The organism is Solilutibacter tolerans (genome assembly GCF_900155935.1).
GTDB classification, from domain to species: domain Bacteria; phylum Pseudomonadota; class Gammaproteobacteria; order Xanthomonadales; family Xanthomonadaceae; genus Solilutibacter; species Solilutibacter tolerans.
In genome coordinates, this window is the sequence record NZ_FTLW01000002.1 from 604,697 (window position 1) to 625,948 (window position 21,252).

Below are 21,252 nucleotides of genomic sequence, written 5' to 3' on the forward strand. Positions count from 1 at the left end.
CGGCGCCTTTGCTTTTTGCGGACTCAATGCGTCGTCATGTGTTTCGGGCTTTGCAATGCAGTGCGCAAGCTGATCGGGCTCAACCCATATTCACGACGCAGCGAGGCACTGAAGCTTGAGTAGGCATGGAAACCCGCACGCTGTGACACTTCTTGCAAACTCAATCGCCGCCGTGGCATCAACATCAACGCCGGTCGTGCTCGTTCGCGCAGGACGTACTGCCAGGGGGAGCACCCCATCGCGGAACGGAAGCAGCGGCTGAGATGGAACGGGCTGCTCGATGCTGCCGCCGCGATGCGTTCCAGGTTCAATATCGGGTCATTCAGGTGCGAAAGGATGTAGTCGAGTGTGCGTCGTATCCGTCGCTCTTGGCTGCTGGCTTTCTGCGGCTGGTGTGCGATTGCACTGGGAGGCAAGAGTAGCGCCGTCAGCGCGATGAAGATCGCATCGCCCACCAGCGCGCCATGCGGTTGACCGGCGTGCAAGTCGGCTAGCAAGGCGCGAAGCAAATCCGCAGCGATGGGCGAGTGCAGCGCTACCTGCGATGTCAGCCCGTGTTCGGCCGGGGTGAAAGGCCGCCCCAGCGCACGGTTCAGTGCAAGATCGGTGAAATACACGCAGGCACTTTCTGCTTCACGGTTTCACCAGAACTGTCCGGCGTCGTGGGCGGCGATGATCGAGATGTCGTTGCGTTGCAGCCAGCCATGCGCGCGGGTGCTATCGGTGTTCATGCCGTACTCGAGAGGCGCGCCGTCCAACTGCAGGCCGATGTGATGAAACGGAGCGCCAGGCGCATCCAGGTGGATCGGCCCTAGGCGCGCACGCTCCAGTGCACAGAACGACCATGCGCCATAAGCCGAGACCGCAGCCATCATCTCGGGCGGGATCTTGCGTAGCAAGATTGGTGCGACTTCATCCTGCATGCTGGCCCCTAACTCGTGGGACTTCATGGGCAAGATAGCAAGATTCCGGCACTCGCATGGCGTAGCACGTACTAGCGTTTGTGCATGGCGCATAACGCGCTGGGAGAGGAAAGGATGAATACGTTTCGCTATGTAGTCCTGGTTTTCTTGGCATCGGGTTTGCTTGCCTGCGTCTCGGCGCCTACATCGTCAACCCAGGCTTTTCCGACGGGGCGCTACGGCAGCAACGATGTGCAGATCACGTTCACTGCCGATGGCCGCACCGAAGGGGCAGCACGTGCGACGGGTGAAGTGTGGGGCCGAGGCCGTTTCCGCATCGATGGCGATGCCATCACATTGATCGACGAGTGGTATGCCGATGGCCTGCCGATGCCGAGTTGTAAAGGCATGCCGGGCCGATATCGCTGGGCCAACACCGATGGCCAGTTGAAGTTTGTCGTGATCGAGGATGCCTGCACTTTTCGTGCACGGGACATGCAGGGGCAGGTCTGGGCACGCATCGACTAAGTCAAAGAGCGTTCTTGCCATGCATTGCCGATGCCGGCTTGCGTAGCCGTTATCCTAAGTACAACGCATCACGGGATCGGCCATGACAACCCAACGTTGGCGACTGGATGGACAACTGGCATTGGTGACCGGCGCCAGCGCAGGTATCGGCCGCGCGATCGCCGCCGAGTTGATGGGTTTTGGCGCGACGGTGCTGATGGCGGCGCGCGATGAGTCCACGTTGGATTCAGTGCGCGAAGAACTGCAAGCCGAAGTGCGCGATGGCGAAGCGCATGTCTTTGCTGCCGATGTTGCTGATGCGGATGACCGACGCGCGCTACTCGACTGGGTGGAAGACTTCGGCGATGGCCTGCACATCCTGGTCAACAACGCAGGTGGCAACCTGACCCGCGCGGCGACCGATTACAGCGAACAGGAATGGCGCGACATTTTCGAGGTCAATGCGTTCAGCGCATTGGAGTTGTCACGCTACGCGCATCCGTTGATGACGCGCCATGCGACTTCCAGCATCGTCAATGTTGGCAGCGTCTCCGGGCTCACCCATGTACGCACTGGCGTCGCCTACGGCATGAGCAAGGCGGCGATGCACCAGATGACCCGTAACCTCGCCGTTGAATGGGCAGAGGATGGTGTGCGCGTGAATGCCGTTGCCCCGTGGTACATCCGCACGCGTCGCACATCGCCCAAGCTTGCGGATCCGGATTATCTGGATGAAGTGCTGATGCGCACGCCGATGGGGCGAGTCGGGGAGCCGGCTGAAGTCGCTGCCGCCGTCGCATTCTTGTGCCTGCCAGCCGCGAGCTACATCACCGGCGAATGCATCGCGGTGGATGGCGGATTCCTGCGTTACGGGTTCTGAGCGCAGCTGGTTGTCGTCATCACTTTTTGGGTGCGGCCATACATCGCATGGGCCTTTCCTGCGATATCAGGATTGTCCAGTGCCACCAGCGATTGCGCCTGCTTGTCGTATTGCGACCATGCCTCGCACAACTGCTCGTCGGTGATGCGTTCGCAGCGATCCTGCTGCACTTCGCAGGCCTGCGCACCGCTGCGGTTCTGCGACCCGGCTAGATCGGTGATTTGCAATTCGACACAGCGATCCTTCGGCGCACCATCCTCACTCAAATAACTGTTGCCTGTGTGTGCATGGCAACGATACAGCGGTGGAGGCGGCAAGATGCTGGGCGTTGCGTTGGTGTTGACTACAGGCGCAGGGGTTGCATACACGGGTGCACTAATCGGTGCCTGCATCACTGGTGCGGGCGAGGTGTATGTGGGTTCGGTGGGCGCAGGCGCCTGCAGGCGTTTGGTTTCCTGCTTCTGTCCCTTCGGGCAACGTATGCCGTTTTGCAGGGTGACGTTGCCGCTGGCATCGGTGCAGCGATAGATCGTCACTTGCTGAGCGGTGGCCGGGTGCATCGACAAAAGCAACATCGTCAAACCCATCACCATCAATGCGAATACAGCCAAAAGGGGAGGATGTCGCATCGTCACGTGCCGCATTCCTGTCGCAGTCGGGTGTCGAGGGTAGCCGATTCGCTGTCCAGCAACCTGCGCTCGCTCGGCATCGCCTGCGAATAGCGCACGCGGATTTCGTGGCGACGGTCAGACAGTACGCCGCAGGTTTCTGCCGTCGATAGCGCCGAGCACGCATCGCGTGCCCAATAACCACCGCCAGCCACCACCGGCACCGGGTACACCGGCGAGCCGATGACCGGCGCGCCAGCGATGTATTGGCGCCCGCCGCTGACACCAACGGAGCCATGCCGGCCGCGCCAACGCAGCTCACCTTGATGCGTGGCGATGGTCACCGGCGGATACGGATAAGGGCGCGTGTAGGGGGCAGCGATCCAGCCTGGTGTCCAACGTGCCTCGCCTTCCGCGCTTTCACTGAGATAGCGCTGTCCATCCGCCGTGGTGCAGGCATACAGAGGGCGCGCTACCGGCTGTATCACATAGCGCACGGTTTCCACTTCGCGCCGAGCTGGAACATTCGTTGTACGCGCCGCCACGGGTTTTGCATCGACTGGGCGGATCATCTCTTGCGTTTGTTGTTTCTCGCCGCGCTGGCACGGCGAATCTCGCAGGGTCTGCTTGCCCTTTGCATCGGTGCAGCGATAGATCTTGATCTGCTCGGCGCGCGCCGTAGCGCTGCCAAGCAACGAGAGCAGAATCAACGAGGGCAGAAGTCGCGCGTGCATCGACATGCAAACATGATGCGATGTGCACCCACGGGCCGCATGAACACGGCCCCGAGGGTTGTCGCGGGTTCAGCCGCGCAAGACATCGCCGCTGAGCGCGTCGCGGATCACGCTAGGGCTGCTGCGTCCGCCGGTTTCCCCGGCGCAGACGCCGTCGATATCCGCGAGCAGGGACGGATCCAGTTCATCGCGGCGGCGAGCGGCAGCTTGTCCGGCAAGGTTGGCGCTGGTGGACACGATCGCGCCTTCGAATGCATTGCACAACGCGATGACATCGGGATGCGCACTCACCCGCACAGCGATGCCGCGATGCACGCCGGTGATCCACGCAGGCGCAGAGACGCTGGCCGGCACGATCCACGTATTCGGCCCCGGCCAGCTGACGCGCACTTCCATTAGTCGCTCGCGCGGCAATGCGTCCAGATCAACGTAAGGCGCCAGCTGCTGCTCATCTGCTGCAATCAGGATCAAGCCTTTGGCGATGTCGCGTTGCTTGATCGTGAGCAGGCGCGTCACCGTAGCATCGTCCATCGGATTGCAGCCAAGCCCCCAAACGCCTTCGGTCGGATAGGCGATGACGCCGCCGGCGTGCATCGCGGCGGCGGCTTGGATTGGAGTGAGCACGGTCGGCATCGACATCGGACGGCGCAGGGTCAGGGCTCAGGCGAGGGTGAGCGTGACCGGAATGTTGCCGCGGGTCGCATTCGAGTACGGGCAGACCATGTGCGCAGTGTCAATCAGCTTCTGCGCCGCCTCGCGCTCCATGCCCGGCAGGTGGATCGTCAAGCGTGCGGCGACGCCATAGGCCTGGCCGACCGGGCCGAGGTCCACTTCGGCATCGATGGATAGGTCTTCCGGCAGCTTGATGCCTTGCTTGGCAGCGACGGCTTTCATCGCGCCGATGAAGCAGGCCGAATAACCCGCGGCGAACAGCTGCTCCGGATTGGTGCCGTTGCCCTTGCCTGGTGGGGTATGGGTGACCTCCAGGTGGCCGTCATCGCTTTTGGAGACGCCGCCATCGCGGCCGCCGCCCGTGGTGTGGACGTGAGCGGTATACAGAACTTTGTCGAGGGTGTTCATAGCGTATTTCCTGTCAGGGTGGGGCGATGGACATGATGCATGACCACCGTCCCACCCATGATGCGACAGGCCGCGTTAAATCGATCAGAAGGGCGCGTCGTCGTCCGCCGGTTTGGCGGCTTTCTTTGCGGGCGCCTTCTTCGCCACCTTCTTTGCCGTGGCCTTCTTGACCGTCTTTTTGGCGGCCTTTTTTGCGGTGGTTTTCTTCGCTGCTTTCTTTGTCGCGGTCTTGGCAGGCGCTTTCTTGCTTGCAGCCTTCTTGCTCGCGGCCTTTTTGCCCCAGCCCTTGCGCACTGGTTTGCCGGTTTCGGCCAGCATCTGTGTCGCTTCCTCGAAGCTTAGGGATTTTGGATCCCGATCTTTCGGGATCTTGCCATTCATTGCGCCGTCCGAAATGTACGGACCAAAACGACCGTTTAGCACTTGGATATCGCTGCCATCCCATTGCTGGATGATGCGATTGCGGGCGATCTCTTCTTTCTCTTCGATCAGGAATACCGCGCGATCGAAGTCGATGGTGTATGGATCGTCTTCCTTCTTCAGCGAAGCGTAAGTCGTGCCGCGTTTGGCGAAGGGGCCGAATCGGCCGACGCCGACGCTCACTTCCTCGCCATTGGATTCACCCAGCTTGCGCGGCATGTCAAACAGTTTCAGCGCCTGCTCCAGCGAGATCGAGTAGATGCTCTGGCCGGGTTGCAGCGAAGCAAACTTTGGCTTTTCTTCATCGTCCACAGTGCCGATCTGCACCATCGGGCCGAAGCGGCCGATACGTGCGCTGATCTCCTTGCCACTTACTGGGTCAATGCCCAGCACGCGCGCGCTACCGGCATCGGTGCGGTCCACGCTCTCGGTCTTGTCATCGACCAATTCCTTGAACGGGCCCCAGAATTTTTCCATCAGCGGGATCCAATCCTCCTCGCCGCGGCTGACGGCATCCAGCTCGTCCTCCATCTTGGCAGTGAAGTCGTAATCCACGTACTGAGTGAAGTGCGATGAGAGGAATTTTGAGACAGCGCGACCGACATCGGTCGGTTTGAAGGCGCGGCCTTCCAGCTCCGCATACTTGCGGAACAGAAGAGTCTGGATGATGGAGGCATAGGTCGACGGACGACCGATCCCATACTCCTCCAGCGCCTTCACCAATGATGCTTCGGTGTAGCGCGGCGGCGGTTGGGTGAAGTGTTGGTCGGCATGGACACTGTCCAGTGGCACGCTGTCGCCCGGTTTCATTGGCGGCAATTTGCGGCCCTCGTCTTCGTCTTCCGCCGACTTGTTGTCCTTGCCTTCCTCGTACACGGCGAGGAAGCCGGACACGACCACCGTCGTGCCGCTGGCGCGGAACGCATGCTCGGCGCCGGCGGCGAGTTCCACCGACACTGTGTTCAAGGTCGCCGGAATCATTTGGCTGGCGACCGCGCGCTTCCAGACCAGGTCGTAAAGCTTGCGTTCTTCGTCGGTCAGGTAGCGGGCAATTTGCGAAGGCGTGCGCAGCGCGGAAGTCGGGCGAATTGCTTCGTGGGCTTCTTGCGCGTTCTTCGACTTGGTTTGGTAGAAGTTCGGCTTGTCCGGTAATGAGCTGGTGCCGAAATCACGGGCGATCACATCACGAATCTCGCCCAGCGATTCCTGCGAGAGGTTCACCGAGTCGGTACGCATGTAGCTGATCAGACCGACTGTGCCTTCATCGCCGATCGACACGCCCTCGTACAACTTCTGCGCGATTTGCATGGTGCGGCGCGTAGTGAAGCCGAGCTTGCGAGCGGCCTCCTGCTGCAGAGTGGAGGTGGTGAACGGCGGCGACGGGCGGCGCTTGCGCTCCTTGCTGGCGACATCGGTGACGTGCAGGCGCCCGTTGGCCGCGGCCACGATGCGCTTGCGTGCGTCTTCGGCGGATTCGCCATCGGTGATGGTGAATTGCTCGAACTTCTTGCCATCGAACTTCACCAGTTTCGCGGAAAACATTTGCGAAGGATGTGCGCACTCGGCCTCGATCGACCAATATTCGCGCGCGATGAACGCTTCAATCTCTTCCTCGCGCTCGACGATCATGCGCAGCGCCGGCGATTGCACGCGGCCCGCGGACAGCCCGCGCTGCACCTTGCGCCATAACACCGGCGACAAGTTGAATCCCACCAGGTAGTCCAGCGCGCGGCGTGCCTGTTGCGCATCCACCATGTCGATGGAAATACTGCGCGGGGAGGCGATGGCCTCCTTGATTGCGCGCGGGGTGATCTCGGTGAACACCACGCGATGTAGTGGCTTGTCCTTGAGCAGCTTCTTTTCTTTCAGGATTTCCGCGATGTGCCAGCTGATCGCCTCGCCCTCGCGATCCGGGTCAGTTGCCAGGAAAATGTCTTCGGCCACCTTGGCCGCCTTGGCGATCGCGGCGACGTGTTTCTCGTTCTTCTCGATCAGGTCATAGCGCATGCGGAAGCCATCGGCCGGATCGACCGCGCCTTCCTTCGGCACCAGATCGCGAACGTGGCCGTAGCTGGCGAGGACGTGATAGTCCTTGCCGAGGTATTTATTGATCGTCTTGGCCTTGGCGGGGGATTCGACGATGAGCAAGTGCTTGGACATGGGGTTTCCCTGCGGCGCGGCCGCATCGGGTGGGTGCAGACACCAACGCCCGGGCAGGCCCGGGCGTCGTGCTTCTATTTATAGTGGAATCACGGCTTGGGCCGTGCTGTCAAGCGGGATGTTGAATCAGTTCCATTGCCCCGAGGTCAGCGCGGCGACCAATAAGGCCATCATCGCGAGGCCAAACAGGGTCATCAAACCGAAGATGATGAGGATGGCGATGGTGACCCCATCCAGCCCACGTTCCTGCAATTCCGGCTGATTGGTATAGGCCCAGCGGTCAACCACGACCGTGTCGCAGGCCATGTCGTGGAGGGCTCGCTTGCGCTCGGTGAACGCGGCCATCAGAAAACCGATGCCGAGCGGCAGTGCGGACAGAAAAAGTCCGAGCCAGCGCAAAAGGCCCCTGCTGAAGCCAATCCGACTGCCATCGGCATTCGCCACCTTGATGCCGACTGCCATCTTGCCCAGAGTGGCCTGCGCGGGGCGCGAGTGCATCCAGGCGAAGTACACCGCCTGCAGCGCGAAGATCAACAGGTACATCAATGCGAGCATCGGCAACAGACTGCCGAAAACAGCGGACGGGTCGTCGCCATGTTCCAAGCTGGACATTTGCGCGTCCATGCCGATCACCATCGCAAAAGGAATGATCACGAAATAGGACGCGATGCCGACGATGAAAGAGTCCAGCTGGTAGGCCGCCACGCGGCGCCAGAAGCCGGCGTAGGCGATGTCGGTACGGTTGATTTCGGTGCCCGGTGCCATGATCGAGGCAGTCGAAGGCAGTGGGTCTTCAAGGGTGTTGGCCGGTGTAGCGGGCAGCGCCATGGCCTGTCGTAGCGGTTGCCATTCGCTCATCCCTGCCTGCCAGACCAAGGTATCGGCGCGCAGCTCACCGCGTGCGTATCGGAACCGAAGGTCCTCGCCGGACACCGGCCCTTGTTGTTGGCGACCGGCGTCGACGTAGAACCATTCTTGATCGTGTGCTGTTTCGCTCATGGCGTGATGGTAAGCGACCAAGGCGAGCGAGGGGTCAAATCAGTGCAGCGGCTCGGGCTCGTCACTGAAAATCTGGGTTTCCATCCATGCGTAGGCCGCCTCGGCACCGGGCTGATTGAACAGCACCATCAGCACCACCCATTTGAGGTCGTCCAGGTCGATCTCGTCCTGGTCCAGCGCCATCGCACGGTCCAGCACCAGCTCACGCTGATCGGCGTCGAGGATGCCGTGGTGCTCCAGATAGACCAGGAAGCCGCGCGCCTCGATATCGAGTTTGTCGAGCTCAGGCCCGTGGAAGATGCGGGTTGGGCCGTTGACCCGCGCGGGGCGATCACCGGGGCGGCCATTGTCCAGCGCCTCCAGCCAGTCGAAGGCACGATTGATCTCAGCCGGGCTGAAGCCCGCCTGCAACAGGTCTTTTTGCAGCGAATCGCGATCACGGACGTCGGGCGCGACATCCTCGTTGGTGAAGTAGTGCTCGAACAGGTACAGCAGCACGTCCAGGATGCTTTCTTTCATTTCCCTCGCCCTGCGCCGACGGCGCGATGCGGATGGAGTTTCGTCTTAAGCGGACTTGCGGGCGTAACGACCATGTTCGACCGACAGGCGGCCTTCGAGTTCCAACGCCAGCAGCATGGGCGAGAGTTGGGCCACCGTCAATCCCGTTCGGATGACCAGGGCATCCATAGGGATTGGGTCATGGCCCAGGGCATCCCACAACGGGTGGGGGTTGCTTTGAGTCTCGCCAATATCCGCGACCGGGTCAGAAATGGGGGCGTCCAGGCGCCGGCGCAAGGAGTTGACGGCGCTTTGCAGATGCGGGGCGAGGGCCTCCATGAGGTCGGCGGGGGATTGGGCGAGTTGCGCGCCATCGCGCAGCAGACGATGGCATCCGCGCGCAAGCGGGTTGTGGATGGAGCCGGGCAGGGCAAACACTTCGCGCCCGGCTTCGGCGGCCATATGCGCGCTGATCAGGGCACCGGACTGCTCTGCGGCCTCTACCACCAGGGTAGCCAGCGATAAGCCCGCCACCAGCCGGTTGCGCGCCGGAAAGTGTCGTCGCAGCGGCGCGGTTCCCGGCGGATGTTCGCTTACTACCGCGCCGCACAGGGTGATCTGGTCGCGTAGACCGGCATGGGAGACCGGATAGGCGCGATCTGGCCCGGTTCCTACGACGGCGATGGTCACGCCGTCCGTAGCCGCCAACGCACCCAGGTGCGCGGCCGCATCGATCCCGGCGGCGAGGCCGCTGGTGATGGCAATGCCAGCTTCGGCCAACGCATGGGCAAACAGCCGCGCGTTGTCTTGGCCGCCATGGGTGGCATTCCGGCTGCCTACGATGGCGACCTGCGGGCGCCACAGACAGGCTGGGTCGCCATCTACATAAAGCGCCAGTGGTGGACTGGCGATCTGGCGCAATTGCGGTGGGTAATCCGCATCCATCCAGCCGATCAAATGGTGGCCAGGCTCATCCAGCCAGCGCAGTGCGCGTGCTTCGACGTCATCCGCCGATGCATCCCGGCCGCGCAGGCGATTGATCTGTGTTGCGGTCAGGCCCACATCGCGCCAGGCATTGGCGCCTGCGCCCAGAACGGCAAGCGCATCGCCACCATGGGCCTCCAGCAAGTGGCGGCGTGGCCCGAGCCGACCACCGGCAAGGCACAGGCGCAACAGGGCATGACGGGGCGAGATCGACATGCGTCCAGCATCACCCGCAAAAACAAACGGCGCCCTAGGGCGCCGTTGCGGGAAGCTGTCAGGAAACCCCGATCAGTACGTTGCGTCCGGGTGCTTGAGCTCGTGACCGATCCGGGTCGGGCGGATGCTGTCCATCACCAGGCCGTAGCTGACCTTGTCAAAGGTGCGGAACACCATCACGTGGCCCGCGAATTCGTCGGGCAGGCGGACCTTGCCATCGGCGCCGACCAGATCGCGGTCGCGCTCAGGGATCTGCACGCGGTCCACGGCGTTGGTGCCGACGCGCCAGATCGAGAACACGGTGCCGTTGTCGATGCCGTCGCGCGCGCCGACCGACAGCGCCACCACGTCGCGCGGTCCGCCGATATCGTCGCGGTCCGCCACGGCCAGTACCTGCGCCTTCTGGTACGGGAACTGCTGCTTGGGCGGATGCGGGTAGAAGGTCAGGTCGTACGGGATGCTTTCGACCGGCACGACCTTGTCGCCGACGCGCACTTCATAGCTCGGGTCGTCCAGCAGCAGGGTCGCGGCTTCGATGCCGCCGACTTCGCCGCGGGTGATCACGCCCGCATTGACCTTGCGCATCTCGATACCCAGCTTCTCCATGCGGCCGCCTTCAGCCAACATGATCTCGGTCCAGGTGCGGTCATACGGCGGATCGTTGCGGCGTCCGGCGTAATCCAGCTTGTCGCGGCCGACCAAGGCGCAGCACGCGCGGCGGCGGCCCATGGTGTAGGTCTGCACCGGGCGCAGGATGGCGAAACGCTGGCCAGCCTGTGCGCTCGCACCCAAGCCGCGGATATACACGGCCTGACCGCGGATGCTGCGCATGCGGTCCTCTTCCAGCCCAACCACGTAAGGCAGGTTGTCGATGCGATCAAAGATGCGCATGTCCTTCAGGAACGGCTCGACCTGAGCCAGCGGCACGCCCGGGATCGGGGCACCGGTCATCGGGCCTCGATTGATGTAGGCAAGGCTCAGTACGTCACCCGGATAAATCAGGTGCGGGTTCTTGACTTGCGGATTGGCCTGCCAGATTTCCGGCCATAACCATGGGCGCTTGAGAAAGCGTCCAGCGATATCCCAAAGCGTGTCGCCCTTCTGCACGACGTAGGTGTCGGGGTGACCATCGCGATATTCCTGCGCGATTGCCAGTCCGGCAACAGCCACCAGACCGGCGGCAAGCATGGGTGCCCACATCCACTGCCGGATGCGCTTGTTTTTGACGGCCATCATCGTTTCCCCACGGATTTCCCCGTTAGCGGGGCATTTAGACCATATCCGGGCCCGATTCACAAGTATCGCGGTAGAATTAACGCCTAACCCTGTGACTTATTTGGCTGCATTACTGCAACCAACTTCGGATTTTCGCTCATGGCACTGCTCTCGATCCTCGAATTCCCCGACGCACGCCTGCGCACCAAGGCGGTGGTGGTCGATGTTGCCAAAATAGGTGACAGCGACTTCCAGCGCCTCCTCGACGACATGTTCGAGACCATGTACGAAGCCCCCGGTATCGGGCTTGCGGCCAGCCAGGTCGACGTCCACCAGCGCTTCATGGTGATCGATGTCAGCGAAGAGCACGATCAGCCGCTGGTCTTCATCAACCCCGAGATCCTGGCCCGCCAGGGTGAGCAGATCTACCAGGAAGGCTGCCTGTCGGTGCCGGGCATCTTTGCCGATGTGGCCCGTGCCGACGTCATCACCGTGCGCGCTCATGGCCGTGACGGCCAGCCTTTCGAGATGGAGGCCGATGGCTTGCTGGCCGTCTGCATCCAGCACGAGATGGATCATCTCGATGGCAAGCTCTTCGTCGACTACCTTTCGCCGCTCAAGCGCGAGATGGTGAAGAAGAAGCTCGCCAAGATGCGCAAGGCCGCTTGAGGCCGCGCCCATGAGGATCGTCTTTGCCGGCACGCCCGGTTTCGCGGTGCCGTCCCTGCATGCCGCCATGGGCAAGGGTGATGTCGTCGCCGTGTATACCCAGCCAGACCGCCCCGCCGGGCGCGGACGTGGCCTGCAGCCCTCGATGGTGAAACAGGCCGCGCTCGAAGCCGGCATCGAAGTGCGCCAGCCGGAGTCGCTGCGCACGGTCGAAGCGCGCAAGGCGCTGCGTGAACTGCAGCCCGACGTGATGATTGTGGTCGCGTACGGGCTCATCCTGCCGCAGTCCATCCTGGACATCCCGGTCCACGGCTGCTGGAACGTGCATGCCTCGCTGCTGCCGCGCTGGCGTGGCGCGGCGCCGGTGCAGCGCGCGATCGAAGCCGGTGATACCGAAACCGGTGTTTGCCTGATGCGGATGGACAAGGGCCTGGATACCGGGCCGGTCTACCTGCGTTCGTCCGTGGCGATTGGGCCCAATGAAACGGGCGGCGAACTCACCGAGCGCTTGTCCGGGCTGGGTGCGCAAGTCTTGGGCGACGGTTTGGGCCTGCTCCGCATCGGTTTGTTGCCGAGTGCACATGCGCAGGCGACCGAAGGCGTCACCTACGCGCACAAGCTGGAAAAACACGAGGCCAAGCTGGACTGGTCGGAGACGGCCGCGGCGCTCGCCAACAAGGTGCGCGCGTTCAATCCCTGGCCGATCGCCGAGGCGATGCTCGATGGCGAGCGCGTGCGCATCCATGGCGCCATCGCGGTGCCGGGCGGGGAAGGCGTGACGCCGGGCAGCATCGTCGGTGCAGGGCGCGAAGGGCTGGATGTTGCGACCGGCCATGGCCTGCTGCGCATCCGCGTACTGCAACGCGAAGGCGGCAAGGCCATCACCGCCGCCGATTACGTCAACGCGCGCCGCGCCCACTAAGCCATGAGCGGCGCCAACACCCGCGTCATCGCCGCCCACGTGCTGGATGCGGTGTTGCATCGTGGCCGTTCGCTGAAAGCCGAACTCGGCAGTGCCTTGCCGAAGCTGCCAGATCCGCGCGATCGCGCTTTGGTCGAAGCCGCGGTGATGGCGGCGCTGCGCGAGCATGGCCGTTACGCCGACACGTTGGCGCAGTGGATGTCGCGTCCGCCCGGCGCGCGCGATGGCCTGCTGCGCAGCCTGATCTATATCGGTTTGGCGCAGCTCGATGCAATGAAACTGCCGGCGCATGCCGCGGTCGATGCGACGGTCGAAGCCGCGCGCCTGTCTGGCCGTGCGCATCAGGCAGGTTTGGTCAATGCACTGTTGCGACGCGCACTGCGCGAGCCGCTACCGCCAGCGCGCGTGGATGCTGCATGGCCGGAATGGTTGGCGAATCGCATCCGCGCGGCATGGCCCGATGATGCCGACAAAATCTTCGCTACCAGCAGCGAACCGCCGCCGATGTGGCTGCGCGTGAATCGCCAACGCATCCCGCGCGCCCTGTACGCCGAGCGGCTGGCCGAAGTCGGCATCGACCACCATCTCTCCGATGTGCTGGAGGATGCGATTCGTCTCGACACGCCGATCCCCGTGACTGCGTTGCCCGGTTTCGAGGAAGGGCAGGTGTCCGTGCAGGACGGCAGCGCGCAGCGCCTGGTCGATGCGCTCGAAGGCTTGCCTGCGGATGCGAAGGTGCTGGACGCCTGCGCCGCGCCCGGCGGCAAGGCCGCACACATTGCCGAACGTCATCCCGATACGCGTCAGCTGGCGATTGATGTCGATGAACGCCGCGTGCGTCGCATGCAGGAAGGTTTCGCGCGCTTGGGCCTTGATATCGCCACGGGCGTGGCCGATGCGACATCACCCAAGAGCATTCCGGCCGAAGGCGGCTTCGATGCCATCGTGATCGACGCACCCTGCAGCGCGACCGGCATTGTGCGTCGTCAGCCCGACATCCTGCTGCACCGTCGTGCGGACGATGTCGATGCCCTCATCGGCCTGCAGATTCGTTTGCTGGAAGCGAGCTGGTCGATGCTGAAACCCGGCGGCACGCTGCTGTACGCGACCTGCTCGATCCTGCCGGAAGAGAACACCCGCAACGTGGCGGATTTCATCGCCCGCCATGCCGATGCCCGCCTGCAGCCGCTGGATGCACGCTTTGGCCGCGATACCGGTCACGGCCACCAGCGCCTGCCGGGCGAGGACGGCACGGACGGCTTCTTCTACGCGCGTATCGACAAGCAAGCCTGAGTGCTCCGCTATCCTGCGCGGCATGATTGATTCCGATGCCCGCCGCGAACGCCTTTTCTTCTGGCTGACCGCCATCGTCCTGCTGTTCGCGGGCCTTGGCCTGCGTGATCCATGGCCAGCGGACGAACCGCGGTTTGCCCTGGTCGCGAGGCAGATGGTCGAGAGCGGGCAATGGCTGTTCCCGATGCGCGGCGACGAGCTGTATCCGGACAAGCCGCCGCTCTTGATGTGGCTGCAGGCGATCTTCTATTCGCTCACCGGGTCGCTGCGTTTGTCCTTCCTGCTGCCGACCTTGCTCGCATCGCTCGGCACGTTGGCACTGGTGCGCGATCTGGGTCGCCGCTTGTGGAACCCGCAGGCCGGCGCGTATGCCGCATGGGCGTTGCTCTTCGCCTTCCAGTTCACCTTTCAGGCCAAACGCGCGCAGATCGATCCGCTGGTGGTCTTCTGCATCACGCTGTCGGTGTACGGCATCCTGCGCCACCTGTTGCGCGGCCCGGATCTCAAGTGGTGGTTGATTGGCTGGTGCGCGGCGGGCCTTGGCGTGATCAGCAAGGGCGTGGGTGTGGTGGCGCTGCTGGTGCTGATTCCGGCCGCGTTCGCCTGGTGGCGGGCATGGCTGGGGATCGGGCGTGTGCGCGGCGTCGCGTGGCTTGGCGGCATCGGCATGTTGCTGCTGCCGATCCTGCTCTGGCTCATCCCGATGCTGCTCAGCGTCAAGGCCAGCGGTGACCCTGCCTTGCAAGGCTATGCCGACAACATCCTGCTCAAGCAAACCGCCGAGCGTTACGCGAAGGCCTGGCATCACCATCAGCCGTGGTGGTATTTCCTGATGGTGATGGCGACACAATGGGTGCCTGCGGTCGCGGCCGTACCCTTCATTGCGCCGCGTTGGCGCGATGCATTGAAGGCGCGCGATTCTCGCGTCTTGCTCTTGCTCGGTTGGGTGGCGTGCGTGCTGCTGTTCTTCTCGCTCTCCAGCGGCAAGCGCGAGGTCTACATCCTGCCTGCATTGCCGATGCTGTGCGTGGCGATGGGGCCGTGGTTGGCCGATGTCGTATCACGCCGCGGCGTGCGCATCGGCGCGTTCATTGCTGCGGTGTTGTTCGCGGGCGTGCTGCTCGGCGCAGGGCTGGCGGCGGCGCTCGGCCATCCTGGCTTCGAGGATCGCCTTGCTTCGATTCGCGGCACGGTCGATGGCGATGCACTCGGCTGGATGCTGGCCGCCATTGGCGGCGCGGGCTTGATCGCCGCGCTCATCCTGCGTCCCAGGCGCGGCGTCGCGGCGCTGTATGCGGTGCTGGCCGCGCTGTGGCTGGGCTACAGCTTCATCGGCTATCCGCTGCTCAACGATGCCAGTTCATCGCGGGGCCTGATGCGCGCGGTGGGCGCGAAGATCGGGCCGGAGGCCGAGCTGGCGCTGGTCGCCTGGAAGGAGCAAAACCTCTTGATGGCCGACCGCCCTGCGCGCACCTTTGGCTTCAAGCGCGATTTCGCCCTGCAACTGGCCGATGCGCGAGATTGGCAGCGCGAAGCCCCCGCCACGCGCTGGATACTGCTGCACGACATCGCATTGGATGAGTGCATCGATCAAGCCCGCGCGGTGGACATGGGCATCTACAACCGGCGTCGCTGGCTGCTCTTGCCGGCGGCGGCGATGCGCGCGGGCTGCACGCCCACGCCGCATTCAACGCCCGAGGCCGAGCTCGCGGAGTAGCCGGTACTTCAGCGCGACGTAGCGCATGTGCTCGCGGTGGAAGGCGATGCCGGCTTTTCCATCCAGCACGCCGCCCTGCAGGATCAGGTTCTTCAGCGCATAGGCCGATGCCGCCAGCAGCCCGCGCCCGGGCCATGCCGTCTTGCCTCGCGCCGCGCGTTCCTTCGCCCATAGCGCCGCGTACTTGGCCAGTTTGTCGCGATATTCCAGCGTGTTGCGTGCGGTGTCGTGCTCCAACTCGATGTCCGAACGCTTCACCGTGCGGCCTTGGGTATCCAGGTATTCGTGCACCGGAATGTCGGCGTGGCGTAAATCGCTGCGAAACAACCGTTCAATCGCCTCGCGCGAAAAACTGCCGTGTCGCATTGGCGTGCCCAGCCAATGCGTGCGGCGCAGTAGCAGCCACACGTCCGATTGTTCGATGTCGCCGGCAAACAGCGCGCGCAACGCTTCCTGCGCGGAGGGCGTTAGCCACTCGTCGGCATCCAGCAGGATCACCCACGGTTGCGACGCCATCGTGATCGCCGCGTTCTTCTGTCGCGCGAAACCGTCCCAGTCCCGATGCTCCACCCGTGCGCCGAGTCCGCGTGCGACCGCGACGGTGTCGTCGGTAGAGCCGGAGTCCAGCACGATCACCTCGCGACACACCGGCATCAGGGATGCGACGCAGCGGCCGATGCGGTCGCCCTCGTTCTTGGCCACCACCACGCCTGTGAGCGGCGGTTTTTGTGCGATGTCGTCGGCGGGATTCATCGCGCCGAGTATGTCATGCGACACTTTCGGCATGACCACCGATGCACCGCTTTCCATCGCCCACCTGCTGCTGACGCGGCGCTTTGCCGGCACCGAGCGTCACGCAGTGGAACTAGCCAACGCACAAGCCGCGCAGGGGCACGATGTCACCCTCATCCTGCGCAAGGCGGGCGCGGAAGATCGCCCGGATGCCATCGCCCATCGCGTGTCGAAGGATGTCCGCGTGATCGTGGTTGGCGACCTGCTGTCGCCATGGCAGGCGCGTCGCGCGTTGAAGAAATTGAAGCCCGACATCGCCCATGCGCATTTGTCCGGTGGCGCACGCGCGTTGAAAGGATGGCGTCGTACCCACACCCCACGCATCGCCACCTTGCACATCCGCTACAAGCCGCAACAGCACGACGAGTTGGATGGGCTGATCGCCATCGCGCCCTGGCAGTTCGACGACATGCCGCCGCGCCTGCGTGCGAAGAGTGTGCAGATCGACAACTGGACAGTCCCGCGCGAGGCGTCTGCTGATGCACGCATGCGGTTGCGCAAGGAATTTGGCATCGCGCAGGACGCCTTCGTCTTCGGCGCGCTGGGTCGTGCCGAATCAAGCAAAGGGCTCGATGTGCTGGTCGATGCATGGAAACGTGCAGCTTTGCCTGCCGATGCGCGGCTGGTGATTGTCGGGCAGGGTGGCGCATGGGATGCCGTGCGGGCGCAAGCAGCAGATGATGTCGTCATGCCAGGTTTCACAGACGTGCCACGCGATTGGCTTGAAGCATTCGATGTGTTCGTGACGGCGGCACGCAGCGAACCGTTCGGCTTGGTATTGCTCGAAGCTATGGGTGCGCGCTTGCCCATACTTGCCTCGGCCAGTGAAGGTGCAACGCATCTGCGCGATGTGATCGAAACGCCGCTCGTGCCGGTGGGGGATGCCGATACGCTGGCGGCGTCGCTACGACAAATGTACGGTGCGCGACCTGTGCGGCGTGACTATCCGATGCAACGATTCAATATCGATGACAAGTTGGCCGAGGTAGAAGCCTTCTACCGAGCACGCATCACGCGTGGCTGAGCCTCACCAACGCAACGCACTACGCGCCAGCCGTTTCGACAACGCGCGTTGCAACGTCTCTGCGGCTTCCGGAGTGAGGTAAGCGATCTGCATCGTCGGCGAAATCGCATTTGCACCCGCCGTGTCCAGCGTCATCCCGCGCATCCCAAACAGCTTGTCCAGTGGTGAGCGTGACACTTGCAGCGCTTGCAGCTTGTCCACTTCGGCAAAACGCCATTGGCGTGACCACCAACCGCGACGTACCGCCACCAAGCGGCCATCCAGACTCCAACCGGCCTTGGTTGCAGCTTTCCACGCGAGCAATGCAGACCACGGAAGCCACAACAGCAACAACGCGCCCCATGCACCAAAGCGCCAGATTAATGCGGCCGTGACGGGCAGCACCCACAACACATCCCCAAGCCAGATGCGTAACCAGGCGCGGCGATGCAAAGGTTGCCAGTCTGCAGGCGGCCACTGCGCACCGGGCAGGAAGTGGCGAATCAAGTCATCGCAGACTTCCGGTTTGGCGATCGGTGCCAACTCGCGCAGGCCGCGTCCGCCTTGTTGGCCGCTGCTTTGGCTGGCCGCACTGTCGATGGACAAGGCGCGGCGCTTGAACAAACGATGCAATACGCTCTCGCGTAACGTCCATGCCTGAATGCGTCGCTTCGGTGCGCTGGTGCGTATGCGTGTCAGCAAGCCACGCACCACGGTCAGCCGACGACCGGTCTCCGACAAGGTGAAGCCGTGGTACTGCAGCAGCGATGCCAATACCGACAGCGCACGCAGCAGCACCACGAACACCGCCAGCAAGGACAGTGCACCGATGCTGTAATCCACCCAGCCAAAGTGATGGCTTTCGGCGTAGCCGGCACCGGCTTTCACCCAGCGCTCGCTGAAATTGGCGAAGAAGCGTGGCGAAATTTGCGACATCGCGGCAAAACCGCCAGCGACCAGTACCAGGCCGCGATTGGATATCAAGCCGTGGCGTATCACTTCGCTGGTGGGCAATGAAAGCAGGATGGTCGATGCTGGCTCGGCATGTGCATCGTCGCCCGTCAGCGGAGCCGCTTCGCCACCTCGTTCGCGCACCAATTTTTCCAGTGCGATGGCCTGGTCGTAGCGCAGCACGCGCATCTCGGCTTCGGGTTTCATCCCGCCGGCCGATTCCAGTCGTACCTCCGCAACATTGAAGATGCGATGCAGTACCGTCTGGTGCAGCGCCACGTTGTGGATGCGTGCGTAGGCAATCTGACGCAGTTTGCGTTCCAACAAGCCGCTGCGGATCTCGATGCGGTCAGGTAGCAAGCGATAGCGATAGGTGAAGTATTGCCAGATCGATGCCAACGCCAACACGCCCACGCCAATCAGCGGCCATAGCTCGTTGCGATCGCCGCGCCCGGCAAACAGCAACACCAGGAGCGGCAGTATGAATTGCTTCATGTGCTGCAGGGTCACGAACAACCACGACCATGCGTGCAGTCGATGCTCTTCGCCGTCGATCTGCAGCGGCGATACGGGCGGCACCGGTGGTGCGACGATGTCAGTCGTCATCGCGCTCGGGCTCGATGCGTGAAGCCAGCGTGCTGCGCAACGCTTCGGCATCATCCTCATCCAGACACGGCACGCGAATCGATTCCAGCCGCGTGCCCGCAGTATGGATGACCAGCGTCGCCAGTTTGCGACTGCGTTCTAGCGGGCCGCGCTTTACGTCCAGATGCTGCACGCGGGTCGCCGGCACATGCGTCTCGCTCTGCCACATTCGCCCCTTGCGCACGGCGAAGCCTTCATCGTCCAGTTTCCAGCGGTAATACCCGTGACGACGTCCGCCGAGATATGCGCCATACAACGTGCCCAGCAATAAACCGGCGATGGGGCCGATCCAGATCGGGGTGTCGAGGAAGCCATGAGCCAACACGCCAAGGCCTGTGCCTGCGCCTGCACCGATCAAGCCCATCCACACCGCATGGCTCAAGCGAAACAAGCCGCGTCCACGCGCCGGCAATGGCTGCCAAACATCGGGGTGGACGACGGATAGGGTGGTCGTCGGCGCGGATGGCGCAGGGGAAAAGCGGTCATTCATCGCGCAAGCCTAGCCGGTTTGAGGTCAGGACTGGCGTGCCATTTGTCACGTTGGTTTGTCGATGAGCTGGGTCAGTAGCAATCCGGCCAATAGGGATTCCCAAGTGCACTGCCTTCGGGCTGCTGCGACCAGCGCTTGTACGTCCACTGGTATTGCGCGGGCGAGCGGCGTACCAGCGACTCGATGCCGGCGTTCAGCGCGGTCGCCGACGCCAGTGCATCGGCGCTGGCGATGCCGGACGGCGCGGCTTCTACATGCAAAGTGAAACGTGGGCCATCGCCTTGGCGCTCGCACCACGCATACAAGACGTCTGCATGCGTGCGTTCGGCTAAGCGGCCGATCAGCGTCATGGTGGAGGCGGGCACGCCAAAAAAAGGTGCCCACACACCATCGCCCTGTTTGGGTTGCTGATCAGGCAAGATGCCGACCACTCCGCCCGCTTGCAGACGTTTGAACAATTGGCGGATGCCGATGCCCTCCGCGCGGATCTGCTCTACGCGGCCCTCATCGCCCTGCGACCGACGTACCCGACGCAGGAACGCATCGACAACGGGCGACTCTGGCGGCGCATACAAAATGGCCAGCGGAGTTTTTTTCGCCAACCAACGATTGAGCAGCTCCCAATTGCCATGATGTGGCGCGGCGACGATCAAGCCGCGCCCGCTGGCCAGCGCGGCATCAAACAAGGCCACGCCCGGACCTTCGTCCAGCATCGACAGGCTGTTGGCAGCCGGACGCGTCCAGATGCGCAAGGTCTCGAAGGTTTGCCGGCCCGTGCTTTTCAGTGCCGCTTCGTGCAGGGTCTGGCGCTCGTTTTCGGGCATGTCGGGGAAGGCGAGCGCAAGCCCGCGCATCGCTACCCGGCTCTCGCGGGCGTTGCGGCCCTGCCAGAAACCGGCCAGCAGATCCCCCAGCGCGTGCAGCGCTCGCCACGGCAGCAAGCCGGTCAGACGCGCAAACATGAACAGCAGAAAGGCGGATGTCGAACCTTGGGCCATCGGCGCAGTGTAAGCGGCGACATCGACATCGTCCCCTGGGGTGGGGATGATGCGGCTTCGTCCCTTTGCTCGAGCCCGCATGCTTGCCTTGATCCAACGTGTCAGCCGCGCCCAAGTGGATGTCGAGGGTGAGACCGTCGGCCGCATCGGGCCGGGTCTTTTGGCCTTGGTCTGCGCCGAGCCCGGCGATGACGATGCCCGGGTGGTGCGGATGGCCGAGAAACTTTTGGCCTACCGCGTGTTTGGCGATGACAACGGACGGATGAACCTGTCCCTGACCGACGTGGGTGGCCAATTGCTGCTGGTCAGCCAATTCACCTTGGCCGCGGATACCGGCAGCGGCCTGCGTCCCAGCTTCAGTACGGCCGCCGCCCCGGCTGAAGCTGAACGGATTTATCAACAATTGGTCCTTGAATGCGCGAAACGGCATGCGCCAGGGGTGGAAACCGGTCGTTTTCGGGCCCATATGGAAGTCAGCCTGGTCAATGACGGCCCGGTAACCTTCCTGCTACGGACTTGAACCCCCGGGCAGGCATCGAACGGGTATAATTAGGGGTTCACTTCCGCTC

At 63.2% G+C, this 21,252-nt stretch carries 23 protein-coding genes; 8 read left to right on the forward strand and 15 right to left on the reverse strand.

Going from position 1 to position 21,252, the window contains the following annotated elements; genetic code table 11:
* Positions 1-23: 23 nt before the first annotated feature.
* Together BW989_RS05965 and BW989_RS05970 are read right to left on the reverse strand one after the other, a co-directional pair.
* Positions 24-617 (reverse strand): helix-turn-helix domain-containing protein, encoded by a 594-nt coding sequence (locus tag BW989_RS05965; RefSeq protein WP_076586288.1) that lies wholly within the window; start codon positions 615-617, stop codon positions 24-26.
* 24 nt (positions 618-641) lie between these two features.
* The gene (locus BW989_RS05970; RefSeq protein ID WP_129582831.1) at positions 642-950 is read right to left on the reverse strand and encodes a hypothetical protein; all 309 of its coding nucleotides are present in this window, start codon (positions 948-950) and stop codon (positions 642-644) included.
* A gap of 87 nt (positions 951-1,037) precedes the next feature.
* Between BW989_RS05970 and BW989_RS05975 the strand changes: the two genes are divergently transcribed.
* Together BW989_RS05975 and BW989_RS05980 are read left to right on the forward strand one after the other, a co-directional pair.
* A complete protein-coding gene (locus BW989_RS05975) occupies positions 1,038-1,430 on the forward strand; it encodes a hypothetical protein (RefSeq protein WP_076586292.1) in 393 nt (130 codons plus the stop codon).
* A gap of 82 nt (positions 1,431-1,512) precedes the next feature.
* Complete coding sequence (locus BW989_RS05980; protein WP_076586294.1) at positions 1,513-2,289, forward strand: SDR family oxidoreductase; 777 nt, start codon at positions 1,513-1,515, stop codon at positions 2,287-2,289.
* Here BW989_RS05980 and BW989_RS05985 read toward each other — a convergent pair.
* The 9 genes from BW989_RS05985 to BW989_RS06025 all read right to left on the reverse strand — a co-directional run bounded on the left by BW989_RS05985 (position 2,277) and on the right by BW989_RS06025 (position 11,221).
* Complete coding sequence (locus tag BW989_RS05985; RefSeq protein WP_165688565.1) at positions 2,277-2,918, reverse strand: DUF4124 domain-containing protein; 642 nt, start codon at positions 2,916-2,918, stop codon at positions 2,277-2,279. The two genes, BW989_RS05980 and BW989_RS05985, sit on opposite strands and share 13 nt — an antisense overlap.
* 2 nt (positions 2,919-2,920) lie before the next feature.
* Positions 2,921-3,637, reverse strand: a complete 717-nt coding sequence (locus BW989_RS05990) for a DUF4124 domain-containing protein (protein ID WP_076586299.1) — start codon at positions 3,635-3,637, stop codon at positions 2,921-2,923.
* Positions 3,638-3,700: 63 nt separating this feature from the next.
* Positions 3,701-4,264, reverse strand: a complete 564-nt coding sequence (gene tsaC / locus BW989_RS05995) for an L-threonylcarbamoyladenylate synthase type 1 TsaC (RefSeq protein ID WP_076586301.1) — start codon at positions 4,262-4,264, stop codon at positions 3,701-3,703.
* A 27-nt stretch (positions 4,265-4,291) separates the two neighbouring features.
* Positions 4,292-4,711 carry an organic hydroperoxide resistance protein gene (locus BW989_RS06000; protein ID WP_076586303.1) on the reverse strand — a complete coding sequence of 140 codons (420 nt, stop codon included), beginning with the start codon at positions 4,709-4,711 and terminating at the stop codon, positions 4,292-4,294.
* Between the two features lie 84 nt (positions 4,712-4,795).
* Positions 4,796-7,291: a DNA topoisomerase I gene (locus BW989_RS06005; RefSeq protein WP_076586305.1), complete on the reverse strand. Its 2,496-nt coding sequence runs from the start codon at positions 7,289-7,291 to the stop codon at positions 4,796-4,798.
* A 126-nt stretch (positions 7,292-7,417) separates the two neighbouring features.
* On the reverse strand, positions 7,418-8,290 hold the full coding sequence (locus BW989_RS06010) for an RDD family protein (RefSeq protein WP_076586307.1): 873 nt from the start codon (positions 8,288-8,290) through the stop codon (positions 7,418-7,420).
* Between the two features lie 39 nt (positions 8,291-8,329).
* Positions 8,330-8,809, reverse strand: coding sequence for a DUF494 family protein (locus BW989_RS06015; RefSeq protein ID WP_076586309.1), 480 nt, complete (start codon positions 8,807-8,809; stop codon positions 8,330-8,332).
* 45 nt (positions 8,810-8,854) lie between these two features.
* Complete coding sequence (gene dprA / locus BW989_RS06020) at positions 8,855-9,988, reverse strand: DNA-processing protein DprA (RefSeq protein WP_076586311.1); 1,134 nt, start codon at positions 9,986-9,988, stop codon at positions 8,855-8,857.
* 72 nt (positions 9,989-10,060) lie between these two features.
* A complete protein-coding gene (locus tag BW989_RS06025) occupies positions 10,061-11,221 on the reverse strand; it encodes a LysM peptidoglycan-binding domain-containing protein (protein ID WP_076586527.1) in 1,161 nt (386 codons plus the stop codon).
* A gap of 141 nt (positions 11,222-11,362) precedes the next feature.
* On the opposite strand from BW989_RS06025, the gene def reads away from it, so the two are divergent.
* Genes def through BW989_RS06045 form a run of 4 tightly spaced genes read left to right on the forward strand, consistent with a single transcriptional unit; the run spans position 11,363 to position 15,804 of the window.
* The gene (def, locus tag BW989_RS06030; RefSeq protein ID WP_076586313.1) at positions 11,363-11,872 is read left to right on the forward strand and encodes a peptide deformylase; all 510 of its coding nucleotides are present in this window, start codon (positions 11,363-11,365) and stop codon (positions 11,870-11,872) included.
* 10 nt (positions 11,873-11,882) lie between these two features.
* Positions 11,883-12,794, forward strand: a complete 912-nt coding sequence (gene fmt, locus BW989_RS06035; protein ID WP_076586315.1) for a methionyl-tRNA formyltransferase — start codon at positions 11,883-11,885, stop codon at positions 12,792-12,794.
* A 3-nt stretch (positions 12,795-12,797) separates the two neighbouring features.
* Positions 12,798-14,087 carry a 16S rRNA (cytosine(967)-C(5))-methyltransferase RsmB gene (rsmB, locus tag BW989_RS06040; protein ID WP_076586317.1) on the forward strand — a complete coding sequence of 430 codons (1,290 nt, stop codon included), beginning with the start codon at positions 12,798-12,800 and terminating at the stop codon, positions 14,085-14,087.
* A 22-nt stretch (positions 14,088-14,109) separates the two neighbouring features.
* On the forward strand, positions 14,110-15,804 hold the full coding sequence (locus tag BW989_RS06045) for an ArnT family glycosyltransferase (RefSeq protein WP_076586319.1): 1,695 nt from the start codon (positions 14,110-14,112) through the stop codon (positions 15,802-15,804).
* Here the strand turns inward: BW989_RS06045 and BW989_RS06050 are convergent.
* A complete protein-coding gene (locus tag BW989_RS06050) occupies positions 15,775-16,557 on the reverse strand; it encodes a glycosyltransferase family 2 protein (RefSeq protein WP_207551619.1) in 783 nt (260 codons plus the stop codon). The genes BW989_RS06045 and BW989_RS06050 overlap by 30 nt on opposite strands.
* Before the next feature lie 31 nt (positions 16,558-16,588).
* Between BW989_RS06050 and BW989_RS06055 the strand changes: the two genes are divergently transcribed.
* Positions 16,589-17,620 carry a glycosyltransferase gene (locus BW989_RS06055; RefSeq protein ID WP_076586323.1) on the forward strand — a complete coding sequence of 344 codons (1,032 nt, stop codon included), beginning with the start codon at positions 16,589-16,591 and terminating at the stop codon, positions 17,618-17,620.
* A 3-nt stretch (positions 17,621-17,623) separates the two neighbouring features.
* Here the strand turns inward: BW989_RS06055 and BW989_RS06060 are convergent, their stop codons facing one another.
* The 3 genes from BW989_RS06060 to BW989_RS06070 form a co-directional block, all read right to left on the reverse strand.
* Positions 17,624-19,156 carry a PH domain-containing protein gene (locus BW989_RS06060; RefSeq protein WP_076586325.1) on the reverse strand — a complete coding sequence of 511 codons (1,533 nt, stop codon included), beginning with the start codon at positions 19,154-19,156 and terminating at the stop codon, positions 17,624-17,626.
* Positions 19,146-19,685 (reverse strand): PH domain-containing protein, encoded by a 540-nt coding sequence (locus tag BW989_RS06065; protein WP_083688294.1) that lies wholly within the window; start codon positions 19,683-19,685, stop codon positions 19,146-19,148. Before BW989_RS06065 ends, BW989_RS06060 begins: the two co-directional genes overlap by 11 nt.
* Before the next feature lie 71 nt (positions 19,686-19,756).
* Positions 19,757-20,683, reverse strand: coding sequence for a lauroyl acyltransferase (locus BW989_RS06070; protein WP_076586327.1), 927 nt, complete (start codon positions 20,681-20,683; stop codon positions 19,757-19,759).
* A gap of 79 nt (positions 20,684-20,762) precedes the next feature.
* Between BW989_RS06070 and dtd the strand changes: the two genes are divergently transcribed.
* A complete protein-coding gene (dtd, locus tag BW989_RS06075) occupies positions 20,763-21,203 on the forward strand; it encodes a D-aminoacyl-tRNA deacylase (protein WP_076586329.1) in 441 nt (146 codons plus the stop codon).
* Positions 21,204-21,252: the final 49 nt, after the last annotated feature.